The organism is Mycobacterium venezuelense (assembly GCF_054919535.1).
In genome coordinates this window covers 54,576-74,552 of the sequence record NZ_JBONDW010000026.1, presented here as the reverse complement: position 1 = coordinate 74,552, position 19,977 = coordinate 54,576, and the positions used below count along the sequence as shown (strand labels likewise).

Here is a 19,977-nt window from a genome sequence, read left to right as displayed (position 1 = left end):
ATTGTGCTCGATGGACACGACCGCGACCATGTGAACCTGCACACCTCACACCGGGCCGCACTGTGCAATTTGCCCTGTCCACGTGTCAATCGATCGCTGCGATCAGGTCGATTTCGACCGGGGCACCGGACGGCAAGGATTGCACGCCGATGGCCGCGCGGGCGGGCAGTGCAGCCTCGCCGAGCGCGTCCCGGATCGCCGCGGATGCGCCGTCCGCCACCGCCGAGAGGTCGTGAAACGTCGGCGCGCACGCGATGTACACCGTCATCCGCAGACAGCGGATACGCACATCGGGCGCGGCCTGCGAACGCACCGCGGACAGCGCGTTGTCGGCCGCAACCCCGGCTGCGGCGCGGGCTTGTTCGGCCGTCACCGTCGCGCCGACCACGCCCGACAGGATCAGCCTCCCGTCCCGCCGTGGCGTCATGCCTGCGGTGTAGACCACGCCGTCGTAGCGCACGGCAGGCACATAGTCGCCCTGCGGTGCGGGCACGCCAACCCGGTCAGTCGACACCGATCGCCACGCCTTCCTGCCGGGGATCGGCGGCGCCGCTGAGAACTCCGCGTTCGTCGCGGCAGATCACCTGCGCGCTGCCGCCTGCACCGTAGGACGGCTGGACGACGACGCGGTGACCGAGTTGTTCCAGCCGGCTTCGCGTTTCGTCGGGGATGCGGGCCTCGACCCGCAGTTCGGCGGGGTGGCCGACGACGTCGGCGTCGGAGCCGGGAAACACCGTGAACCGCGGCGCGGACACGGCCGCGGCGGGGTCGAGGCCGTGGTCGAACACATGGGAGATCAGCTGCATGTTCCACTGCACCTGGCCGTCGCCGCCAGGGATGCTGCCGAGCGCGAGCAACTCACCGCCGTCGTCGGTGGCGATCCACGCATTGAGCGTGTGCAGGGGTTTGCGCCGCGGCGCAAGCTCATTCGGGTGGCCAGGGATCAGGTATGCGCCACGGCCCAACCGGTTGTTGAGCACCACGCCGGTGCCCGGCACACTCAGCTTGGCGCCGAACGTGTACCCCAGCGAGTGGATGAACGTGACCGCGCGGCCTTCGGAGTCGACGGCGACCGTGCAGGTCGTGTCGCCGCCGTCCACCTGGAACGCCAGCTCGCGCTCACCGGCCAACTCTCGACGTTGCCTCTCGACCCGGCCGGCTTCCAACACATCTCGCGGCCCGGACGTGTCACTGCCGCACAGCGCGAAACGGTCCTCGAACGCGACTCGCGCCGCGCGGGCCATGCGGTCGACGGCTTCGGCACTCAGCCATGGGGCGAATCCGACGGCACCGTCGCACAACGCGGCCTGGTGCAGCACCATCCAGCCGGGCGTCGGCAACGGCGTCTGGTGGATGGTGGCGCCTGCGTAACTGCCGGTGATCGCGGGCTCGGGCACCGCCATCGCCCCGGCCGCCCATTCGTCACCACTGAACGGGGCGCCCGCCGCGGTCAGCGTCTCAAGGGCACGCTGCGCGAACTCACCGGTGTAGAAGTCGCCGGGGTCGCGCGCGAGCCTGCGGATGGTGCGCGCCAGATCCGGTTGGCCGAGCCGGTCTCCGATGCGCACCGGCTCACCGGTCGGCGCGTACACCGCAGCCAGCCCGCTGTCGGTACGGATCGCCGCGAGCGCCTCGTCCACGTCCGCGGCGGTCTTCGCCGAGCACGGTGGCCCGGTGTCGGCGAGCCGGGCCGCCGGCTCCCATAGTTCGCTGAGCGCGACGGTCGCGCCGTGCGCGTGCATGGCCGCAAGCGCGGCAGGTGCGCCAGGCACGGTCACCCCGAGTGCGCCGTCCAACGGGATGGCCGCCATCCCGCGGTCCCGGTAGAACTGCGTGGTGGCGCCGTCGGGGCCGAAACCCGAACCGCCGATCGTCCAGACCCGGCCGTCGGGTTCGCGCACCACCGCGAAGGCGTCGCCGCCGATTCCGCACTGCCCGGGCAGCGTGAGCCACGTGATGGCCGCCATCGCCAGGGTCGCGTCGATCGCGTTGCCGCCGGCCGACAACACCCGGGCGCCTGCGAAACTCGCGGCGGGATGACTCGAGCTGACCATGCCGCCCACGGATAGGGCGGACGGCCGCTGCGGTGTCGTCACGTTGCGATCACGCTCCCTTGCGTCGGCGCCGCGGCCCCACGGGCATCTCCCCTGGCTCGACGCCGACGAAGATCTCGCCGTCGCGTTCCTGCACGGGGTAGGTCTTGATGGCGACCGTCGCGGGCGGGCAGATCGGTTCGCCGGTCTCCAGGTCGAACGCGCTGCCGTGGCACGAACATCCGATGCCGTCGTCGACGAGTTTTCCCGACGACAGCATGCAGTCGAGATGCGTGCAGTAATTGGAGGTCGCGTAGGCCTTGCCGTTGAGGCGAGCCACCGCGAACTCGTGATCGCCCGCGAAGAACCGCCGAACGATGCCTTCGGGCACCTGGCCCGACCGGGCGACTCGCGTGAATTCCATTGCAGCTCCTGTGGTTAAACGGCGGGGTTGAGGTAGACGGTTTTCTCGAGCGTGTAGAACTCCATGAGCGTGGCGCCCGCTTGTTCTTTGTAGGTCTGGGTGCTCGAAGATTTGTATCCGCCGAACGGTGCGTTCATCGCCATACCCGTCGTCGGCTGGTTGATCTTGACCAGCCCGGTCCGCGACTGTCGCGCGAAGCGGGTCGCGGTGGCGAGGTCGGACGTGACGATCGATGCGCTCAACCCGTACTCGGTCGCATTGGCCAGCACGACCGCTTCGTCGAGGGTGGCCGCTCGCTGGAACGCAACCAGGGGTCCGAACACTTCCTCGGCGACGATGCGCATGGTGGGCAGCGCATCGGAGAACACCGTGGGCCGGACGAAGAAGCCGCGCTCGCCGACCGTCGTGCCGCCGCAGCGCAGCGTCGCGCCCTCGGCGACGCCGGCCTGCACATAGTGCAAGAACTTGTCGAGCTGGTCGGCACTGGCCAGCGGACCCATGTTCACACCCGCCTGGTCGCCCGGACCGACCTGCAGCGCCTCGGTTTTCGCGATCACCCGCTCCAGCAGCGCATCGTGGACCTCATCCACCGCGACGACGCGGCTGGTGCCGGTACAGGCTTGTCCACTCAGCCCGAACGCACCCTTGACGATCAGCGCGGCGGCACCGTCCAGGTCGGCGTCCGCTGCCACCACCACCGGGTTCTTGCCGCCCATCTCCAACTGCACGCGCCGCTCCGGCCCTACCTGCTGGTGGATCGCCCGGCCCACCCCGGTCGAGCCGGTGAACGTCACGGCCGCGACCCGCGGATCGGCCACGACCGCCGCGCCCGCGGTTCCGTCGCCCTGCACAAGGGCGATCGCGCCCGGCGGCAGCCCGGCGTCCAGCAGCGCCTCGACGAGACGCTGACCCATCAGCGGCGTGACCTCGGATGGCTTGTACAGCACCGGGTTACCGGCGGCCAACGCCGGCCCGATCTTGCGCGACGGGATGTTGAACGGGAAGTTCCACGGCGTGATCGCGGCGACGATGCCGACCGGTTCGCGCAACGTGTAGACGAGGTTGTCGCCCGCGGCTGGATAGGTGGCCCCGGTGGTCCGCGTCGCCTCGCCTGCGTAGAAGCGCAGGTTCGCGGGTGTCCGGCTGACCTCCATGGTGGCCTCGGCCGTGGTCTTGCCCTCTTCGGCCACCAGTTCGGCGATCAGCGTGTCGGCTCGCGATTCCAGTTGTGCGGCAGCGGCTTCCAGTATCGCGGCACGTCGCTCCGGCGGTGTCGCGGCCCACTCGGGCGCCGCTTTCTCCAGCGCGTCCACCGCGGCGCGGACGTCGGCCGCATCCGAGGCCGGGAAGGTCCCGATGAGCTCGTCGGGGTCGGCGGGATTGTGCCGCTGGAAGGTCCGGCCGGAGACCGCCGGAACCCACTGCCCGTCGATGAAGTTGGCGCCGTCAGTGACGTTGCTGCTCCTCGCGTGCGCCGTCATTGAGTCACTGCCTCCTCGGTATCCACCAGATCCCACAGGTCGGTGTCGTCGTCTTCGAGTTGCGCGCGTTCGACGCGGCGGCCGAGCAGCTCGCGCCCCACCATCACGTCCTCGCCCCGGTCGACCGTGAACACCCCGCGCAGGGCGTCGTCATCGACGTAGAAGGCCGTGAAGTCGAGTGCGTCCATGTCGCCGCGGATGATCACCTCCGAGGTTGCCGCACCGAGGAATTGGATGTTGTGGTCGTACTGGTCGGACCAGCACCACGGTGCATCGTCGTTGACGGCGTCGCGGCCCAGCATGGCGTTGGCCACGGCAGCGCCTTGTCTGTTGGCATTGTCGAAGTGGTCGTGGCGGACGTGGCAACCCGCACGCGTCGAGTAGCGCCGTGCCACATCGCCTGCCGCGTAGATACCGGGAATCGAGCTGCGGCCCTGTTCGTCGACGACGATGCCGTCGTCGACCACCAGTCCCGACGCCGATGCCACCGCCGTGTTGGGCGTGATGCCGATGCCGATCACCACCGCATCGGCCTCGACCGTGTGCCCTCCCCCGCAGGTGACGACGACCCCGTCGGCTGTGGTGCACAGAGCGTCGATGCCGACGCCGGTACGGAGATCGATACCGTGGCCGCGGTGGATGCGGGCGACTTCGGCGCCGATGCGTTCCCCGACAATGCCGGCCAGCGGCACCGGCGCGGCCTCCAGGACGGTGACATCGACACCGAGTCTCTTTGCGGTCGCCGCGATTTCCAGCCCGATGAAGCCGGCCCCGATGATCGCCAGCCGCCTGCCCGCCGTCAGTGAGGTCTGCAGCCGCATGGCGTCATCGACCGTGCGCAGGTAGTGCACGAGCTCAGGTCGCGGACCGGGCACCGGTAGCGCCCGGGGCCGCCCACCGGTCGCGAACAGCACCGCATCCGCCTCGATGGGCGCACGGCCGGCGAGTTCGACACTGCGGGTGCTCGGGTCGACGCGGGTCACCTCGACGCCCGCGACGATCTCGACGTCGTTGTCGGCCCGCCACGTTTCGGGCAGGATCTCCAGCGAATCGAATGTGTCTGTGCCGGCAAGGAACTCCTTCGACAACGGCGGACGCTGGTATGGCGCGTACGGCTCGTCGCCGACGAGCACGATGCGTCCGTCGAATCCGCGCCTTCGCAGCGTACGGGCGGCCACCGCGGCGGTCTGGCCCGCGCCGACGGTGACGAATGTCCGGCTGGTCATGGCTGTGCTTCCTTTCCGTCGGACCCGGTGGCCACCGCGCTCATCCGCGCCGTGGGGTTGACGTAGACGGTGCCGTCCTCGACCCGGACCGGATAGGTGGGTTGACAACGGTCCTGGCTCTCCTCATATCCGGTCTCCAGGTCGAACTGCCACTGGTGGCCGGGGCAGATCACCTTGCCGTGCAACAGCGTTCCCTTCGCCAGGGAGCGGTCCTGGTGAATGCAGCTGTCGGCGAACGCATACACCTGTCCCGCCGCCTCGAACAGCGCGATGGCCAGGCCGGCTGAGCCGTCCGAACCGTCCAGCGTGACGCGCAGTTTGCGGCGACGGGCGAGTTCCTTGGTACTCGCCACCGCAATCCAATCCGTGGTCACAGCTCAACCTTTCTGCCGAGGCGGCGGGGTCAGATCAGACGGACGCCGATTCGAGATCCGGTGCTACGTAGTAGTCGTAGAGACCCTTGGTGTAGGAGAAGCGCATCTCGGCGCCCCAGCGCACCAGTTGCAGGCAACGCTGCTGCAGCTGCGGTGTATCGGCGTGGTCGAGCACGATCTGGTAACCGCGTTCGCCGTGCACGACATCGGATGTGATGTGCAGATCGAAGAACTCGATCTCATCCTCGGTGAATCCGTACACCTCGCGCAGCGGCACGATCTGCTTGGTGTAGATGCTTGGCACCTGTGATTCCAGACCGACCACCAGGGCCGCGGTCGCCACCACGAAGTGCTCGCGCTGCGACACCGCGTAGCACCATGCCTGCAGCCCGCGCGTGATGGCGTTCATGTTCGACGGGTCTTCGATCCGCTCACGGGTGGTGCCGCAGGCCTCACCGAACTTGATCAGCAGGTCGGTGTGGCGGATGTCGGCCAGCTCCTCCTCGTACATGTTCTGGAGCGTGAAATCCTTTGCGCCGGTGAACTGGTCGGGGGTGTTGGAGTAGATGTTGGCCAGGTAGTCGGCAAACGGTCCGACATAGTGGTAGTGGTTCTCGGCCCACCGGGCGAAGTGCTGCTTGCTCAGCTTGCCTTCTGCCCACGCCTTGGAGAACGACGCGTTCTTCGCCTCGCGGCCCTTGATGGCGTTCTCGAGTTCAGCGCGAAACTCGTCGCGCCCGAGCAGCTGGGTCATCGATCAATCCTTTCGGTGAAAACACTTGGGTACCAGGGACATTAGCTAGAGCGCCGGGTACCGGCGATGGTCACAATCACCGGCGATGAGGCCATTGCCGGGTCAACGTGCACACCGGCTCAAGCGCGGGCGACCGACGCGGTCAGCGCATCGAACTCCGCCAGGATCGCCGCGCCAACGGCCTTGTCCTGTTCGCCGTTGCCGCCGCTGATCCCCACCCCGCCCACGATCTGACCGTCGAACACCAGCGGAAACCCGCCGACGAAGATCGCGAACTTGCCGGGCAGCATGTGGCTGATGCCGAACGCCTCGTTGCCGGGCAGCGCCGGGCCGTTGGGCGGTTCGTTGAACAGGTGCGTGGCGCGCTCATGGCCTGCGGCGGTGAACGCCTTGGCGATCGCGATGTCCACGCCGGTCAGTCGGGCTCCCGGTAACCGGTGCAGCGCAAGGACGTTGCCGCCGTCGTCGCAGATGCACAGAGTTTGCTTGACGCCGATTTCCTCGGCCTTGGCGCGACCCGCCGCCAGCAGTGGCAACGCGTCGTCGAGGGTGATGCGGTGAATTCGATGCATTGGTCTTTCGCTCTCTCGCGGCAGTCGGTGTCGGCTGACGCTGGCATGTCTATCAACGAGCACGCACCCGATGGGATGGTTAATATGACCTGAATCAACTGCCAATGACGGTTAAGTTGCACATGGTGCCTGTGCCGACATGTCCGGTAATCGATACACAACGCACACAAAGAGCACGGGGTTTGACATGACAGAACCACCGACCGGCAGCGGACGCATGACTGTGCAGGGTCTGTTGGACGAGTCCCTCATGTCCGGCGCCCGGGTGGTCGCAGGCACCGACCGACTCGACCGGGAACTGAACTGGGTGCTGCCGCTCAACGAGGTGCTGTCACAACATGACCCGCTCGACGCGGTGGCGGTCTACGCGCGCCCGGAGTCGTTGGTGGCAAACGGTGCCGCACTGTCGGCACTGACCGCCCGCGGCGCGACCACGCTGCTCGTCGACGGTGTCGTACCGCCCGACCTGGGCAGGCTGCCCACCGGTCTGGTCGTCGTCGAACTCGGAATACCGGTCGGTTTCGCCGCCCTCAACCGCCTCCTCGCCGAACGCGCACTCAGCCAGGAAGTCCATGTCATGCGGTACTCGACGCACGTGCACGCGTCGCTGGCCGGACTGTTCCACCGCGGCGCCGGCCTGCAGATCCTGGTCCGGGAAGTCTCCAACCTGGCGCGCAACCCCGCGGTCGCGCTCGACGCCCGTGGACATGTCGTCGCACATACCGGGCTGACGCCGGAAACCCTTGCCCCGCTGGCCGATTCGGTGAACAACATGCTCGCCGTCGAGGTTCCTGCCGCAGAGCGGCGCTCAGACGGCCACGACACCCGCATACAGCCGATCACCGGCCTTCACGACAGCACCTGGACGTGTGTCGCGAGTGCGATCCGGCTGGGTAAATCGTTCGAGGGCTGGGTGGTGATCCTCGTACCCGACCCCCACCCCGGCAGCCATGATCTGGCCAGGTACGCGGTGCTGACCGAGCAGGCCACGGCGATCATCGGCTCGGAGATGTTGCGTCAACGCAGCGTCGACGAGGCCGAGGAACGGGCCAGGGGCGACTTCGTCCAGGCCCTCGTGCACGGCAGCTTCTCCAGCGAACACGACATGCGCGCGCGGGCCGAGCACCACGACATCGAACTCGACGCCCGGTTCGGGGTGTTCGTGGCGCCCGGGGTGCTGCCCCGCCGGGTCGACAACCCGACCGCGAGCATGGTCCGTCTGGCCCGGTATGCCGCCGGTGTCGCACCGCACCCGGCCGTGCATGCCTACGTCACGGTCATCGGCGACGTGCTCGTCGTGGTCCGCACGCTGCGCAGCCAGGACGGCCCGGCCATGCGCGCGGAGATGGACGAGTACGCGCAGGCCATGTCACTCGAGTTGGAGCGGCGGCGCGGCCTGCGCGCCCCGGTGGCATACGGAAGGCCGGCGCGCGGCGCGAGTGAGGTCAGGGAGAGCTATCGCGAGGCCCGCGTCGCGCTCGGCATCGCGCGCCGCCTGCATCGCACCGGCGCCACGTCGTATCAGGAACTGCGCGGCTTCACCGTACTCGCGCAAGTGGCCGAGACCGAGCAGAGCCGCCAGCTGGTCCGAGACATGTTGGGGCCGTTACGGTCCGGGCCCGATCTGTTGGAGACGCTCAGCGCCTACCTGGCCGAGGGCGGCAACGTGAACGCGACCGCGCGGGTGCTCAACGTGCATCGCAACACCATGCTGGCCAAGCTGGACCGCATCTCGCGGCTGCTCGGCATGGAGATCCGCGTCCCGGAAAACCAGTTCACGGTGTGGCTGGCGATCCGGCTCGACCTCCTCGACGAGGTGCACTCGGCGATCGACCGGGAAGCCAGCTTCCGCTGATCACACCGGCTGCGGGTCGGGACCGAAGAACGATCCGGCCAGCCCGAGGGCCACGATCACCGCGCACGCGGCGAACACCGCGGGGTAGCCCGCCACGTCGAGCGCGACCGCGACCCACGCCGCACCGCACGCCGAACCGCCGAACCGCACGAGGTTGAACAGGCCAAGCCCGGTGCCCTGCGCACCGGCGGGCGAGCGGGTCGCACCGGTGGCCGCCGGGGTCTGCACCAACGCGGTGCCGATCCCGCCGGTCACCAACACCGCGATCAAGGCGGGCAGGACGAGCCGATCCTGCGCCACGATCACCGCCATCCCGACCTGCACGCCCAGCAACAGCACCAGGCCGGTTCGCAGAACCCGCCTCGGCCCGAGCCGGTCCTGCCATCGCCCGACCGCCGGGCCGAGGACCGCCATCGCGGCGGGAACCGTGAACAGGACGAATCCCGCGGCCGATATCGACACCGAGTTGCCGACGAGATAGAGCGGTACCGCGAGCAGTGTCGCGCCGAGACAGAACATCTGGGCAAACGCCGCCAGGCAGCTGCGGACGAACCGCGACTCGCTGATGAGCCGGACGTCGACGAACGGACTCTCGGCGCGCCTGCAGTGCCAGCCGAACCAGGCCAGCGCGGCGAGCGCGGCAACCGCGGTGCCCGCGATCAGCCAGCCGTTGACGTCGGGCCGCGACGCCACCGCGAGCGCGAGCATCAGCAACGCCGAACCGATCGTCAACGCGGCCGCCCCGGCCACGTCGAAGGACATCTTGACGCCCCGATAGCGCGGTACGTAGCGCAGTGTTCCGGCGAAGCCGGCCAGGGCGACCGGCACGAGCGGGACGAAGACCCAGCGCCAACCCCAGGTGTCGGCCACCAGTCCACCTAGGCTGGGGCCGACCGCCTGGCCGATACCGTTCGCCGACGCCCATGCCCCCATCGCGCGGCCTCGGCGTTCGCCCGAGAACATCCATGCGATGAGGCCCATGACGGCAGGCGCGAACGCGGCCGCGGCGATCCCGCCCGCCGAACGCCAGGCGATCAACAGCGGCAGCGACGGTGCCGTGGCGGCGCCGACGGCACAGACCGCGGTCGCCAGCAGGGCCGCGCAATAGACCCGCCTGCGGCCGAATCGGTCGCCGAACCAACCGGCCAGCGGTATCGTCGCGGCGAAGCAGACCAGGAAGCCCACCACCACGAACACCCCGTTGCCCAGTGGAGCGTCGAACTCGTCGATGATCGCGTCGAGCGGCACGTTCACGACGTTGTTGCTCACGGTGCCCACCACTGTCCCCGCCAGCAGCGCTGCCAGCCCCAGCGGCGTGCCGCTGTCCTGGCCATCCGACCGCGGGCCAGGCTGTGTGGTGGAGCGGATGTCGGTCATGCTGCGCGCAACCATCCTCGTAGCCAATGAATTTGGGGCGTATCCCCCGTCCCATGCACTGTCTCACTGCCGCGGCCGCCGTTGGGCGATCCCACCGGGCGATAGTGCACAGGCCCCCAGCGTGCCAGATGGTCAACCTGCACATCGGCGCCGCTCCGCGGCACCGTTGCGGACGGTCGCCGGAGAAGTCGAAGTCAACCGTTACCTGGTCGAAACCGCACGATATGCGGTCGACAAGTTTCGAACACACTGCACATGGTGAGGCGGTCGCCAATGTGCACTGTTGTCGTTGACCCAGCTCGTGACCACGCCGAACATTCCAGCATCAGACTGCACAGCCCCCAGCAGTTCAACGAGAGGTCCCGAATTGGACATCCAACTCACCGCGGCGCACTGGATCTATCTGGCCGGCATCGTCGTCATATTGATCACTATGGCGATCCGCAAGAACATCGTCGTGCCCGCCGTCACCGCAACCCTGCTGACCGCATGGGCATTCTCGGGCAGCCTCATCACCGGCCTGTCGTCGATCTTCAACGCGAGCCTGACCGCGGCGAAGGAACTGTTCAACATCTTCCTGATCATCGCGATCGTGACCGCGATGCTGGGGGCACTGCGAGAGATGGGCGCCGACCGCATGATGGTCACGCCGTTCCGACGGGTCATGCGCGCGGGCACCAGCAGCTTCATCGTGCTCGCCGTTGTCACGTACGTGATCTCACTGTTCTTCTGGCCGACACCGGCGGTTCCGCTGGTGGGCGCGGTCCTCATACCGGTCGCCATCCGCGCCGGCCTGTCCCCGTTGTCGGTGGGCATGGTCATCGCGATCTCCGGCCAGGGCATGGCGCTGTCGTCGGACTACATCATCAAAGTCGCGCCGGGCATCTCGGCGAAAGCCGCGGGCGTGGACCCCGATGCGGTCGCCGACAAGGCCATGGTGCTGTCGCTGATCGTCGGCCTCACCGCACTCGCCATCACGTATTTCATGCAGCGCCGCACGTGGCGTACGCCGTCCCCGGAGTTGTTGCGCGAGTGGGAGAACGAGGCGGAGCGGTCCCGCGACGGCGACGCTGACACCCCGGACACGTCGTTGGGCGGAGGCGGCGCGGCCCGCAAGACGACACCGGCTCCCCCACCGCCGGTGACCGGTCCCGTCTCCACCGACGGTACGACCGCCACGGCCACCGCCACGGTCGTCATGTCCGATCCGGTACAGCCAGCCGAACCCGAGCCGAAGATGTTGTCGGCGAAGCTCTTTGCGGTTCTCGTCCCGCTGGTCTACTTCGCGTTCATCGTCTACCTGCTGTTGGGCAAGTTCACCACCGCGGTGCCGCCGCTCAAGGGCGGGGACGCGGCAGCCATCGTCGGCGGGCTCGCGGCGCTGCTCCTGTTCGCGGCATCGGCGACCAACGACAAGCGCAACTTCCTGGAAACCTCATCTCAGCACGTGGTCGACGGCCTCGTGTTCGCGTTCAAAGCCATGGGAATCGTGCTGCCGATCGCGGGCTTCTTCTTCATCGGGAACGGCGACTTCTCGGCGGCGATTCTCGGAATGCCCGCGGACGCAAAGGGTCCGGCGTTCCTGTTCGACCTCATCACCGCCGCACAGTCGCTCGTGTCGCCGAATCCGGTTGTGACCGCGTTCGCCGTGCTGCTCGTCGGCCTCATCGCGGGCCTTGAGGGATCAGGCTTCAGCGGGCTGCCGCTGACCGGTTCCCTGTCCGGCGCGCTCGCACCGGTCGTGGACATGGATCCGGCGACCCTGGCCGCGATCGGCCAGATGGGCAACATCTGGTCGGGCGGCGGAACGCTCGTCGCATGGTCGTCGCTCGTCGCAGTGGCGGGTTTCGCGCGGGTGCCCGTTCTCAGCCTGGCGCGCAAGTGTTTCCTGCCGGTGATGAGTGGGCTGATCCTGGCCACCGTGTTCGCGATCGCCGTCTTCTGAGACATGGGGCACCTGGACCGGAATCGTCTCGCACTCGTCACAACGCTCGCCCTCACGTTCGTCACCGGAATCGTCGACGCGGTCGGCTATCTCGGATTGGATCGGGTGTTCACCGGCAACATGACGGGCAACATCGTGATCCTCGGCATGGGTGTGGCAGGTGCCGACGACCTGCCGGTGCTCGGGCCGGCTATCGCGTTGGCCGGTTTCACCGCTGGGGCGTTGGTGGCGGGCCTGACCGTGCGCCGACGCCCGGCATCCGGTTGGGACAGCCGAATCACGCTGCTACTCACGGTCGGCGGGGCGGTCCTTCTCGGACTCACGATCATCGTCGCGTTCGGCGGTGACGATCCCGACGCCACCGGGCAAGTTGTCATCGCCACCGCGATCGCCACCGTGATGGGTGTGCAGGCCATGGTGGCCCGCGCGCTGGCCGTCAAGGACATGACCACGGTCGTCGTGACCTCGACGTTGACGAGCCTGGCCGGGGAGACCTGGGCCGGCGGCGGACGCGCCGCGGTTTTCAACCGCCGGATCGCCGCGATCGTCGCCATCTTCCTCGGCGCGGTGGCCGGCGCGGTGCTGCTGCGACTGCACATGGCGGTGCCCCTCGCCCTGGCGACGGCGCTGACGCTTCTGGTGGTCGTCGCCGGGCACCTGCGCCTACACGAGCGCGTCAGCCACGCACCGGAACCCGATGTGAGTCGTCGAGCTGTCCTGCGATTGGGGTGACCGCGCCGCCGGCCGGTAGCGGTGACAGTATTCCGGGGCACACAGGTGCGAACCACCCTTGAGCACCTGGTTCACGCTGGGATCGCCACTCGCCGGCGGGCAGCACCCCGACTCTGCCGCATCGGGCCGGTGGTGGGGCGCGAACCGGGTCGTCGTCCACTCCCACACGTTGCCGATCATGTCGAACAGCCCCAAGGCATTCGGCGGGAACGTTCCGACCGGAGAGGTGCCTGCCCAGCCCAGCGCACCGTCGTTGCGGTACGGGAACCGGCCCTGCCACGTGTTGGCCATCAGCCGGCCACCCGGGGTGACCTCGTCGCCCCAGGCGTAGACACCGTCGACTCCCCCGCGCGCGGCGTACTCCCATTCGGTCTCGGTGGGCAGGCGGCGGCCGGCCCATGCCGCGTATGCCACCGCGTCGGGATAGGCCACCTGGACCACGGGATGGTCCGGGCGGCAGGCGTCGCGCTCGGGGCCGAACGGCTGACGCCAACTCGCGCCCGGCGCCCAGTCCCACCACTGCCGCCAGTCCCGCAGGTCGACGGGCCCCTGGGTGGGCCGGAACACGAGCGAACCCGGTTGCAGGTCCTCGTCGGCCACTCCCGGATACAGCGCCGGGTCGAGCGGACGCTCGGCCACCGTCTGGTAGCCGGTGGCGTCGACGAACTCGGCGAACTGGGCATTGGTGACGGGATGTTTCTCGATCGCGAAGTCCGCGACCGTCGCGGTGTGGATCGGCGCTTCCTCGGGATAGAAGCTCGTCGAACCCATCCGGAACGCCCCGCCGGGAACTTCGACCAGCTCCGTCAACATGCGTTCAGGGTATGCGGACGCCGAAGTCGGCGATCAGCGCAGCCGCTGCCCCGTCGAAACCCGCGGTTGCGGTCGGTGCCCGGACGGCGACGGCGACCAGGTAGTTCTGGTCGTTGGTCCAGATGTGGACGAGGCGATCGGTGAACTCGACGGCGTCATCGGGGTTGTTCGACCAGATGCCCGTGAGCTTCTGTCCGCTGTAACCGCACAGGACTGCCGGCAACATGCTGACGCTGCTCACGGTGGCCTGCGCGATGATCCGGTCGGCGTAGTCGCCGAACGCGGCAACTGGGTCGAGCGCCGTCTGGCTGATGCGCACGGTCGCCGACATGCCATCCGGACCGGACAACCGCGCACCCACGTCACCCGATCCCAGTTCGGGCGTCCAGCCGTCTGGGATCGGCACCGTGATCTTGGGTGCGTGGGGGTCGGCCACTTCTGCGGTGATCGCGACGGCGGGCTGCTCCCGTGGCGAGCAGGTCACGACGTTCGACGGCAGTGGCGCGCGGCTGGATTCGACGATGCCGGGAGCCGGATTGCTCGGCGGCGGCGTGTAGGTCTCGGGCGGCGACGCGGTCGCCATCGTGGAGGACTCGGCCGCGACCGGCACACCGTCGCTCGTTCGAACACATGCCGCGCCGCCCGCCAGGCACACCAGGAGGCAGATCGCCACTCGCGCGCGTCTCATCAGTCCTTCGAGAAGGCCAGCGCCAGATCGGCTTTCACGTTCTCGTACGGCTTGCCCGACAGGTCGACGGTGACCTTGGCGATGCTCCCCCCGGTGAACGGGAACGGTGCCCGGTAGCTGCGCGACACCGCCGACCCGGTGTTGCGGCCGATGCAGATACCGCCACCGGCAAGCGCGAACATGCCGGGGTGGGTCTGCATGCCGGGCAGTTCGGCCACTGCCGCGTCGTCGATGAACAGGGTGGTGTCACCGAGTGGGGTATGGCTGTTCGGCACGGTCCCGGCGCGCCGGTAGCTGACCCCCAAGATGTGCTGCCCCAAGGGGATCGGATCGGGTGAGGAGAGCAGCTGCTCGCGCTCGCCTAGGAAGTTGTAGACGTAGTGCAGATACCCGTCGGCGACGAACAGCACGTGACCGCCGTGCGCCCCGCCCTGTTTGAACAGCACGCCCTCGGTGTCGGCGGATTCCAGCGTGACCTCGGCGATCACCGTGAACGACTGCCCGCGTAGCTCGGCGGCCGCGCCGAGGCCGACCTCGGCCGTATGCGGGTAATAGGTGTAGCTGGTCCGTTCACCGACCAGGTAGGGTCGCCACCGCCCGATGGTCTCCAGGATGTTGAGGTCGGCCAGTGGCAGCCCGTTGTACTTGGCGGCCTCGCTGAACCACAGCTCCTTGAGCTCTTCGAGCCGGTCCGGCTGCTCACCGGCGAGATCGTGGCACTGGCTTCGGTCGGATTCGATGTGGAACAGCTCCCAGCGGTCGGCCTCGAAGTGCGACCAGCCCGACGGGGTGGCGGCGTGCACGGTGTTGGCGAACCATCCTTTGTGCCAGATCCCCCGAGTCCCCAGCATGGTGTAGAACTGGGTCTCTTTGCCGGTGGGCGCGTTCGGCTCGGCAAGGGACACTTTAAAACTCACCCCGTCGAGGGGCTTCTGCGGAATACCTCGCACGGTCGCAGGCGGGGTGATCCCGAGTAGGTCGTACACCGTCGGGGTGATGTCACAGACGTTGATGTAGTTGTCGCGGACTTCTCCGTGCGCGGCAATCCCGTTGGGCCAGCAGATGATTGCCGGGTCGGCGATACCGCCCTCGTGAGAGGCGTATCGTTTGAACAGCTTGTAAGGCGTGTTGAAAGCCATCGCCCAGCCGATCGGATAGTGGTTGTAGGTCTGCGGACCGCCGAGCCGATCGAAGAACTTCAACCCCTCCTCGGCGGTGTCGATGTAGCCGTTGAAGAACTTCGTTTCGTTGACCGAGCCGTTCGGGCCGCCCTCCCCGCTGGCGCCGTTGTCGGAGATCACGACGATGACGGTGTTGTCGAGCTCACCGGACTCCTCGAGGAAGTCCAGGACGCGGCCGATCTGAGCGTCGGTATAGGACATGAATCCGGCGAACACCTCGGCCATCCGGCAGAACAGCCGCTTCTCGTCGTCGGACAGTGAATCCCACGGCCGCACGGTGTCCTGCGCCGGCCAGGGCTCCCCGTTTGGCCCGGTGGTGTCTGCGTACGGGTTGACCGGCGACAGTTCGGTGTCGGGCGGCACGATGCCCAGCCGCTTCTGATTTTCGAGCACGATCTCGCGGTAGCGCTCGTAGCCCATGTCGAAACGGCCCGCGTATCGGTCAGCCCAATCCTTGAACACATGGTGCGGCGCATGCCCGGCGCCAGGGCACAGATAGGTGAACCACGGCTTGTCCGGGGCGATGACCTTGGCGTCGCGGATGAACTCGATTGTCTTGTCGGCCAGATCTTTCGACAGGTGATAGCCATCCTCGGGTGTCGCGGGCGGATCGACCGGGTGGTTGTCGTAGACCAGGTCCGGATACCACTGGTCGGTCTCGCCGCCCATGAACCCGTAGAACCGTTCGAATCCCCGGCTCAGCGGCCAATGCCGTTTGGTCGAGGCGAGATTGGACTCTTCCAGCGGCGTGAGATGCCACTTGCCCACGCAGTAGGTGTTGTACCCGTTTTCGGCGAGCACTTCTGACAACAGCGCGGTGTCGAACGGAATTCGCCCGTTGCAGTTGGGAAATCCGTCCGTGAACTCCTCGATGGTGGCCATACCCACGGTCGTCGCGTTGCGGCCGGTCAGCAGGGCCGCGCGCGTCGGCGAGCAGAGCGCGGTGGTGTGGAATTGCGTCAACCGGACGCCCCGCTCGGCGATACGGCTCATCGCGGGCATCTCCACCAGTCCGCCGAAACAGTCCCAGGTCGCGATGCCGGTGTCGTCCCACACCAGGTAGAGCACGTTCGGTGCGTTCTCCGCAGCGGTGGGAGCGGCGTACGGACCCCAATCCGGTTCGGAATTCCTGATGTCCAGTTCGATCTTGCCGTTGAACGCCCCGTCGGTTCCAGCAGCCATGACGAAACCCCATCCCGGTCGTGAACCGCCGCCGATTTGGGCGATTCGCCCGGGAGACTACACCGGCTCTCGGCTTGTCGCCGGAGAAACTGACGACGACGAAACCGCAGGCCGCCGGTTCAGCCACCGTTGCAGGAGCACAAACGGTACGGTCCAACCCAGCCATGCGCCCAAACCGGCGACCGCCCACAGATAGTGCTCCTCGTTGCCGTCAAAAACGCTGTCACGCAACGGTTGAAACGCCAGATACAGGACGGGCGTCCAGACGCGGTTGGTGATGATGGACAGCGCGAGCGTCACACTGCGAAGCATCTGGCGTCGGTGCACGCCGAAACGGCGTTGCCGCCCGGCGATGAACCCGTCGACGGTGAACCACAACCACAGCGCACCGAGGGCCACGTTGCTTACGGCGAGCACCGGCCCGAACGGCGTCGCGGCGCCGATCACCATGGCACACACCGCCGCAGGAATCGCCGTGTAGACATACACGCGCCCCGTCCGCCGGTGCAGCCCCGGATGACGCAGGCGCAGCCCGGGCCAGATCTGCGCCACCGCACACACCATGGCCACGCTCGCCAACAGAACGTGTGCGACCAGCAGTGGATAGTGCCAACCGAATGTCGCGGGCACGCGACTGCCGCCCGTCAGATACGGCGGTATCGAGTAGGACAAGAACGCCGTGACGATGACGGCCAATGCGACCGCCAGGCCGGTCTGACGACGTGATGCGTATGCCATACGCAAAAGCGTACGAGATACGCTTGGAGTTGTCACTGGTTTACGCTGAGCACCGATGACCTCACCCGACGACCGACTCCCCCGCGCGCTGCGCGAGCTGTGGCGCCAGGACACCGCACCACCGCGGCGCGCACGCGGGCTCACGCGCGAGGCGATCGTCGCGGCTGCGATCGAGTTGGCCGACGCCAACGGGCTCGGTGCGCTGTCCATGGCCCGGCTGGCCGAACGGCTCGGCTGCGGGACCATGTCGCTCTACCGGCACGTGGCCAGCAAGGACGAGCTTGTGATGTTCATGCTGTCGGCCGGTCCCGGACCGCCGCCGCAGTCCACCGGCGATACGGATTGGCGTGGCGCGCTGCAGAATTGGGCCGTCGGCCTGTGGGATGTGTACCACCGCCACCCCTGGATCCTCCAAGCGGCTTCGATGGGCCCGCCGGTCGACCCCGGGCAGCTGGCGTGGCTGGATGCCGGCCTGGCCGCGCTTGCCTCAACCGGATTGTCGGAGCGGGACAAACTCGCCGCGATCATGGCGGTGCTGCATTACGCGCGCGGTGCCGCGGCGATCGACATCGAGGCCGGTCAGACCGACACCGGACTCTTCCCGTTCGTCGTCAGCACACTGCTCGATGCCGAGCGCTTTCCAGCGCTGTCCGCCGCGGTGGCGGCCGGCGTGTTCGGCGAGGATGACGACCACGTGGCCGATTTCCAGTCCGGCCTGACCCAGCTTCTCGACGGCATCGCGTCGCGGGTCACCTGACGCGCTACCCGTAGGTGAACGAAAAAGCCTGTAGCCCTTGGCTCAGCCGTACCTCGAGCTCGCCACGCTGCACTTTGTCTTCCGCCACGATCTGCCGCAACGTGGGTGGGCCGCTTACCGGCACGGTCGTCGTCTCGCCATCGCGGATCACGGTCACCGTGCCGCTACCGCCCACCACGAGATAGACGTCCTTGGCGTAGAAGTTCAGCTCGATGCTCGACGTGTCGGCACCCGCTGTTGCGCCCTGATAGTCCAGTTGCCACGGGCCACGCAGCGCGAACGAATCCTCGGGCAAGCTCGGCGGATAGGCGAAGGTGGCCTCACCCTCGTCATAGATGCCGCCGCCGGCGTAATTGATCTCCTTGCCGACCCCCAGGTATGTCTCCGGCGTGCGGTCGGATTCCGGTGTCGTGTCGACTGCGTCAGTGGGATCCGGAAGCTCGACGTCCGGATTGGCGTCGACCAGCAATTCGCGGATCAAGCGCTCGGTCGTCGCATAGTCGCCTTCACCGAACTTGATGTGGCGCACGGTGCCGTTCGCGTCGATCAGGTACTTGGCCGGCCAGTACCGGTTGCGGTAGTTCGTCCACGTCGAGTAGGCGTTGTCGAGCGCCACCGGGTAGGTGATGCCCAGGTCGGCCGCGCCGCTCTCGACGTTGGTCCGCACGCGTTCGAACGCGTACTCCGGAGTGTGCACGCCGATCACGGTGAATCCGAGATCCCGGTACTTGTCGTACCAGTCGACGATATGTGGCACGGCGCGTTGGCAATTGATGCACGAGTAGGCCCAGAAGTCGACGAGTACCACCTTGCCGCGCAGCGCCTTCATGTCCACCGGCGCCCCGCCGGGCGTGTTGAGCCAGCCGTTGATGCCGGTGATCTCGGGCGCGGGGCCGCAACTTTCGAGTTGTTCGGCGCCGTTGGTGCAGTTGGACAACTGCGCGTTCTGGTCGTTGACGATGCCGCCGAGGTTGAGCTGGTCCTGCAGTTCGGTCGTCGAGGCGACCTTGTCCTGTAGTGCCGTGGTGTAATCCGGGATCGCGCGCTGCAGCGTCGCGGGCAGATTGATCGCGAGCGCGATCGCGAACACGATCATCACGACGCCTCCGGCGACCCTGATCTGGCGTTGGCGCCGCCGAAACGCGTTGACCCGCTCCGCGACCCGCCGGCCTGCGAGTGCGAACACGAGCAACGGCAGCGCGGCGCCAACCGCGAACGACAGCGTCAGAGCCACCGTGTTCAGCCCTATCGAGCCCGTCGCACCCGCGACCACGATCGCGGCGAGCACCGGTCCCGCGCACGGCACATACAGCACCCCTAACGCGAGGCCGAGTCCGAAACCGCTGCGCCCGCTGCCGAATTGCTTCTGCGGGAGGCGGGAGAACGGCTTCTCCAGCAGCTGCTCGACGCGCGGAAAGATCAGCCCGATGCCGATCAGCAACAAGGCGATCAGCCCGGCCCACCGGATCGCGTCCTGCGGCAGGTTCAGCAGCTGCAGCGCCGCCGAGCCCACGAGCGTCACCGCGCTGAAACTGACCACCAGTCCGGCGATCACGAAGTACGGGCGCAAGGTCTGCGCGAGTGACGGTTTCGCTTCGACGATGGTCGTACCGTCATCGCCGGAGACACGGGCACTTTGCGCGCCCGAGAAGAAGATGACCGGCAGCACGGGCAGAATGCATGGTGATATGCCGGTGATGAGGCCGCCGAGGAATCCGATGAGCACCAATGTGTACATGCTCCGTATTCGGAACCGTTCCGCTCACGGATTGCACCCATCCATGACGCAGACCACTCCGAATACCCGGTAGACGACGGCAACCGCTGTCGCCAACACAGGGAGTG

General features: G+C 67.6%; 18 protein-coding genes. 4 read left to right on the top strand and 14 right to left on the bottom strand.

Annotated elements, in window-relative coordinates; translation table 11 throughout:
* Window positions 1-85: 85 nt before the first annotated feature.
* The 8 genes from ACRCUN_RS30595 to ACRCUN_RS30560 all read right to left on the bottom strand — a co-directional run bounded on the left by ACRCUN_RS30595 (window position 86) and on the right by ACRCUN_RS30560 (window position 6,864).
* Window positions 86-514 carry a RidA family protein gene (locus ACRCUN_RS30595; protein ID WP_462145367.1) on the bottom strand — a complete coding sequence of 143 codons (429 nt, stop codon included), beginning with the start codon at window positions 512-514 and terminating at the stop codon, window positions 86-88.
* On the bottom strand, window positions 504-2,054 hold the full coding sequence (locus ACRCUN_RS30590) for a gamma-glutamyltransferase family protein (protein ID WP_462145378.1): 1,551 nt from the start codon (window positions 2,052-2,054) through the stop codon (window positions 504-506). Before ACRCUN_RS30590 ends, ACRCUN_RS30595 begins: the two co-directional genes overlap by 11 nt.
* Window positions 2,055-2,103: 49 nt before the next feature.
* Window positions 2,104-2,457 (bottom strand): Rieske (2Fe-2S) protein, encoded by a 354-nt coding sequence (locus tag ACRCUN_RS30585; RefSeq protein WP_462145366.1) that lies wholly within the window; start codon window positions 2,455-2,457, stop codon window positions 2,104-2,106.
* 14 nt (window positions 2,458-2,471) lie between these two features.
* Window positions 2,472-3,938, bottom strand: a complete 1,467-nt coding sequence (locus tag ACRCUN_RS30580; RefSeq protein WP_462145365.1) for an aldehyde dehydrogenase family protein — start codon at window positions 3,936-3,938, stop codon at window positions 2,472-2,474.
* On the bottom strand, window positions 3,935-5,164 hold the full coding sequence (locus ACRCUN_RS30575; protein ID WP_462145364.1) for an NAD(P)/FAD-dependent oxidoreductase: 1,230 nt from the start codon (window positions 5,162-5,164) through the stop codon (window positions 3,935-3,937). The genes ACRCUN_RS30580 and ACRCUN_RS30575 overlap by 4 nt, the downstream gene beginning before the upstream one ends.
* Window positions 5,161-5,538 carry a Rieske (2Fe-2S) protein gene (locus tag ACRCUN_RS30570; RefSeq protein ID WP_462145363.1) on the bottom strand — a complete coding sequence of 126 codons (378 nt, stop codon included), beginning with the start codon at window positions 5,536-5,538 and terminating at the stop codon, window positions 5,161-5,163. Before ACRCUN_RS30570 ends, ACRCUN_RS30575 begins: the two co-directional genes overlap by 4 nt.
* 34 nt (window positions 5,539-5,572) lie before the next feature.
* The gene (locus ACRCUN_RS30565; protein ID WP_067842216.1) at window positions 5,573-6,292 is read right to left on the bottom strand and encodes an iron-containing redox enzyme family protein; all 720 of its coding nucleotides are present in this window, start codon (window positions 6,290-6,292) and stop codon (window positions 5,573-5,575) included.
* A 119-nt stretch (window positions 6,293-6,411) separates the two neighbouring features.
* Window positions 6,412-6,864 carry a GlcG/HbpS family heme-binding protein gene (locus ACRCUN_RS30560; RefSeq protein WP_085146535.1) on the bottom strand — a complete coding sequence of 151 codons (453 nt, stop codon included), beginning with the start codon at window positions 6,862-6,864 and terminating at the stop codon, window positions 6,412-6,414.
* A gap of 187 nt (window positions 6,865-7,051) precedes the next feature.
* Between ACRCUN_RS30560 and ACRCUN_RS30555 the strand changes: the two genes are divergently transcribed.
* A complete protein-coding gene (locus ACRCUN_RS30555) occupies window positions 7,052-8,719 on the top strand; it encodes a PucR family transcriptional regulator (protein ID WP_462145362.1) in 1,668 nt (555 codons plus the stop codon).
* Here ACRCUN_RS30555 and ACRCUN_RS30550 read toward each other — a convergent pair whose 3' ends face one another.
* Complete coding sequence (locus ACRCUN_RS30550) at window positions 8,720-10,096, bottom strand: MFS transporter (RefSeq protein WP_462145361.1); 1,377 nt, start codon at window positions 10,094-10,096, stop codon at window positions 8,720-8,722. It lies immediately after the preceding gene.
* A gap of 367 nt (window positions 10,097-10,463) precedes the next feature.
* Between ACRCUN_RS30550 and ACRCUN_RS30545 the strand changes: the two genes are divergently transcribed.
* Both ACRCUN_RS30545 and ACRCUN_RS30540 read left to right on the top strand, forming a co-directional pair.
* Window positions 10,464-12,041: a hypothetical protein gene (locus ACRCUN_RS30545; protein WP_462145360.1), complete on the top strand. Its 1,578-nt coding sequence runs from the start codon at window positions 10,464-10,466 to the stop codon at window positions 12,039-12,041.
* A gap of 3 nt (window positions 12,042-12,044) precedes the next feature.
* On the top strand, window positions 12,045-12,773 hold the full coding sequence (locus ACRCUN_RS30540) for a YoaK family protein (protein ID WP_462145359.1): 729 nt from the start codon (window positions 12,045-12,047) through the stop codon (window positions 12,771-12,773).
* Here the strand turns inward: ACRCUN_RS30540 and ACRCUN_RS30535 are convergent.
* The 4 genes from ACRCUN_RS30535 to ACRCUN_RS30520 are packed head-to-tail and all read right to left on the bottom strand — an operon-like array spanning window position 12,705 to window position 17,375.
* Complete coding sequence (locus tag ACRCUN_RS30535; RefSeq protein WP_462145358.1) at window positions 12,705-13,586, bottom strand: formylglycine-generating enzyme family protein; 882 nt, start codon at window positions 13,584-13,586, stop codon at window positions 12,705-12,707. The two genes, ACRCUN_RS30540 and ACRCUN_RS30535, sit on opposite strands and share 69 nt — an antisense overlap.
* Before the next feature lie 4 nt (window positions 13,587-13,590).
* Entirely contained in the window at window positions 13,591-14,274 is a 684-nt protein-coding gene (locus ACRCUN_RS30530) for a hypothetical protein (RefSeq protein ID WP_462145357.1), read from the bottom strand.
* Window positions 14,274-16,637 (bottom strand): arylsulfatase, encoded by a 2,364-nt coding sequence (locus ACRCUN_RS30525; RefSeq protein ID WP_462145356.1) that lies wholly within the window; start codon window positions 16,635-16,637, stop codon window positions 14,274-14,276. Before ACRCUN_RS30525 ends, ACRCUN_RS30530 begins: the two co-directional genes overlap by 1 nt.
* Before the next feature lie 57 nt (window positions 16,638-16,694).
* The gene (locus tag ACRCUN_RS30520) at window positions 16,695-17,375 is read right to left on the bottom strand and encodes a DUF2306 domain-containing protein (protein WP_462145355.1); all 681 of its coding nucleotides are present in this window, start codon (window positions 17,373-17,375) and stop codon (window positions 16,695-16,697) included.
* Window positions 17,376-17,430: 55 nt separating this feature from the next.
* On the opposite strand from ACRCUN_RS30520, the gene ACRCUN_RS30515 reads away from it, so the two are divergent.
* Window positions 17,431-18,132, top strand: a complete 702-nt coding sequence (locus ACRCUN_RS30515) for a TetR/AcrR family transcriptional regulator (RefSeq protein WP_462145354.1) — start codon at window positions 17,431-17,433, stop codon at window positions 18,130-18,132.
* A gap of 4 nt (window positions 18,133-18,136) precedes the next feature.
* On the opposite strand, the gene ACRCUN_RS30510 is transcribed toward ACRCUN_RS30515, so the two are convergent.
* Entirely contained in the window at window positions 18,137-19,870 is a 1,734-nt protein-coding gene (locus ACRCUN_RS30510) for a cytochrome c biogenesis protein DipZ (protein ID WP_462145353.1), read from the bottom strand.
* Between the last annotated feature and the right edge of the window lie 107 nt (window positions 19,871-19,977).

Excerpts from the sequence above, each read along its gene's own strand:
- ACRCUN_RS30590 (WP_462145378.1), bottom strand. The coding sequence starts at position 2,054 with ATGGTCAGCTCGAGTCATCCCGCCGCGAGTTTCGCAGGCGCCCGGGTG.
- ACRCUN_RS30585 (WP_462145366.1), bottom strand. The coding sequence starts at position 2,457 with ATGGAATTCACGCGAGTCGCCCGGTCGGGCCAGGTGCCCGAAGGCATC.
- ACRCUN_RS30580 (WP_462145365.1), bottom strand. The coding sequence starts at position 3,938 with ATGACGGCGCACGCGAGGAGCAGCAACGTCACTGACGGCGCCAACTTC.
- ACRCUN_RS30575 (WP_462145364.1), bottom strand. The coding sequence starts at position 5,164 with ATGACCAGCCGGACATTCGTCACCGTCGGCGCGGGCCAGACCGCCGCG.
- ACRCUN_RS30565 (WP_067842216.1), bottom strand. The coding sequence starts at position 6,292 with ATGACCCAGCTGCTCGGGCGCGACGAGTTTCGCGCTGAACTCGAGAAC.
- ACRCUN_RS30560 (WP_085146535.1), bottom strand. The coding sequence starts at position 6,864 with ATGCATCGAATTCACCGCATCACCCTCGACGACGCGTTGCCACTGCTG.
- ACRCUN_RS30555 (WP_462145362.1), top strand. The coding sequence starts at position 7,052 with ATGACAGAACCACCGACCGGCAGCGGACGCATGACTGTGCAGGGTCTG.
- ACRCUN_RS30550 (WP_462145361.1), bottom strand. The coding sequence starts at position 10,096 with ATGACCGACATCCGCTCCACCACACAGCCTGGCCCGCGGTCGGATGGC.
- ACRCUN_RS30540 (WP_462145359.1), top strand. The coding sequence starts at position 12,045 with ATGGGGCACCTGGACCGGAATCGTCTCGCACTCGTCACAACGCTCGCC.
- ACRCUN_RS30535 (WP_462145358.1), bottom strand. The coding sequence starts at position 13,586 with ATGTTGACGGAGCTGGTCGAAGTTCCCGGCGGGGCGTTCCGGATGGGT.
- ACRCUN_RS30530 (WP_462145357.1), bottom strand. The coding sequence starts at position 14,274 with ATGAGACGCGCGCGAGTGGCGATCTGCCTCCTGGTGTGCCTGGCGGGC.
- ACRCUN_RS30525 (WP_462145356.1), bottom strand. The coding sequence starts at position 16,637 with ATGGCTGCTGGAACCGACGGGGCGTTCAACGGCAAGATCGAACTGGAC.
- ACRCUN_RS30520 (WP_462145355.1), bottom strand. The coding sequence starts at position 17,375 with ATGGCATACGCATCACGTCGTCAGACCGGCCTGGCGGTCGCATTGGCC.
- ACRCUN_RS30515 (WP_462145354.1), top strand. The coding sequence starts at position 17,431 with ATGACCTCACCCGACGACCGACTCCCCCGCGCGCTGCGCGAGCTGTGG.
- ACRCUN_RS30510 (WP_462145353.1), bottom strand. The coding sequence starts at position 19,870 with ATGTACACATTGGTGCTCATCGGATTCCTCGGCGGCCTCATCACCGGC.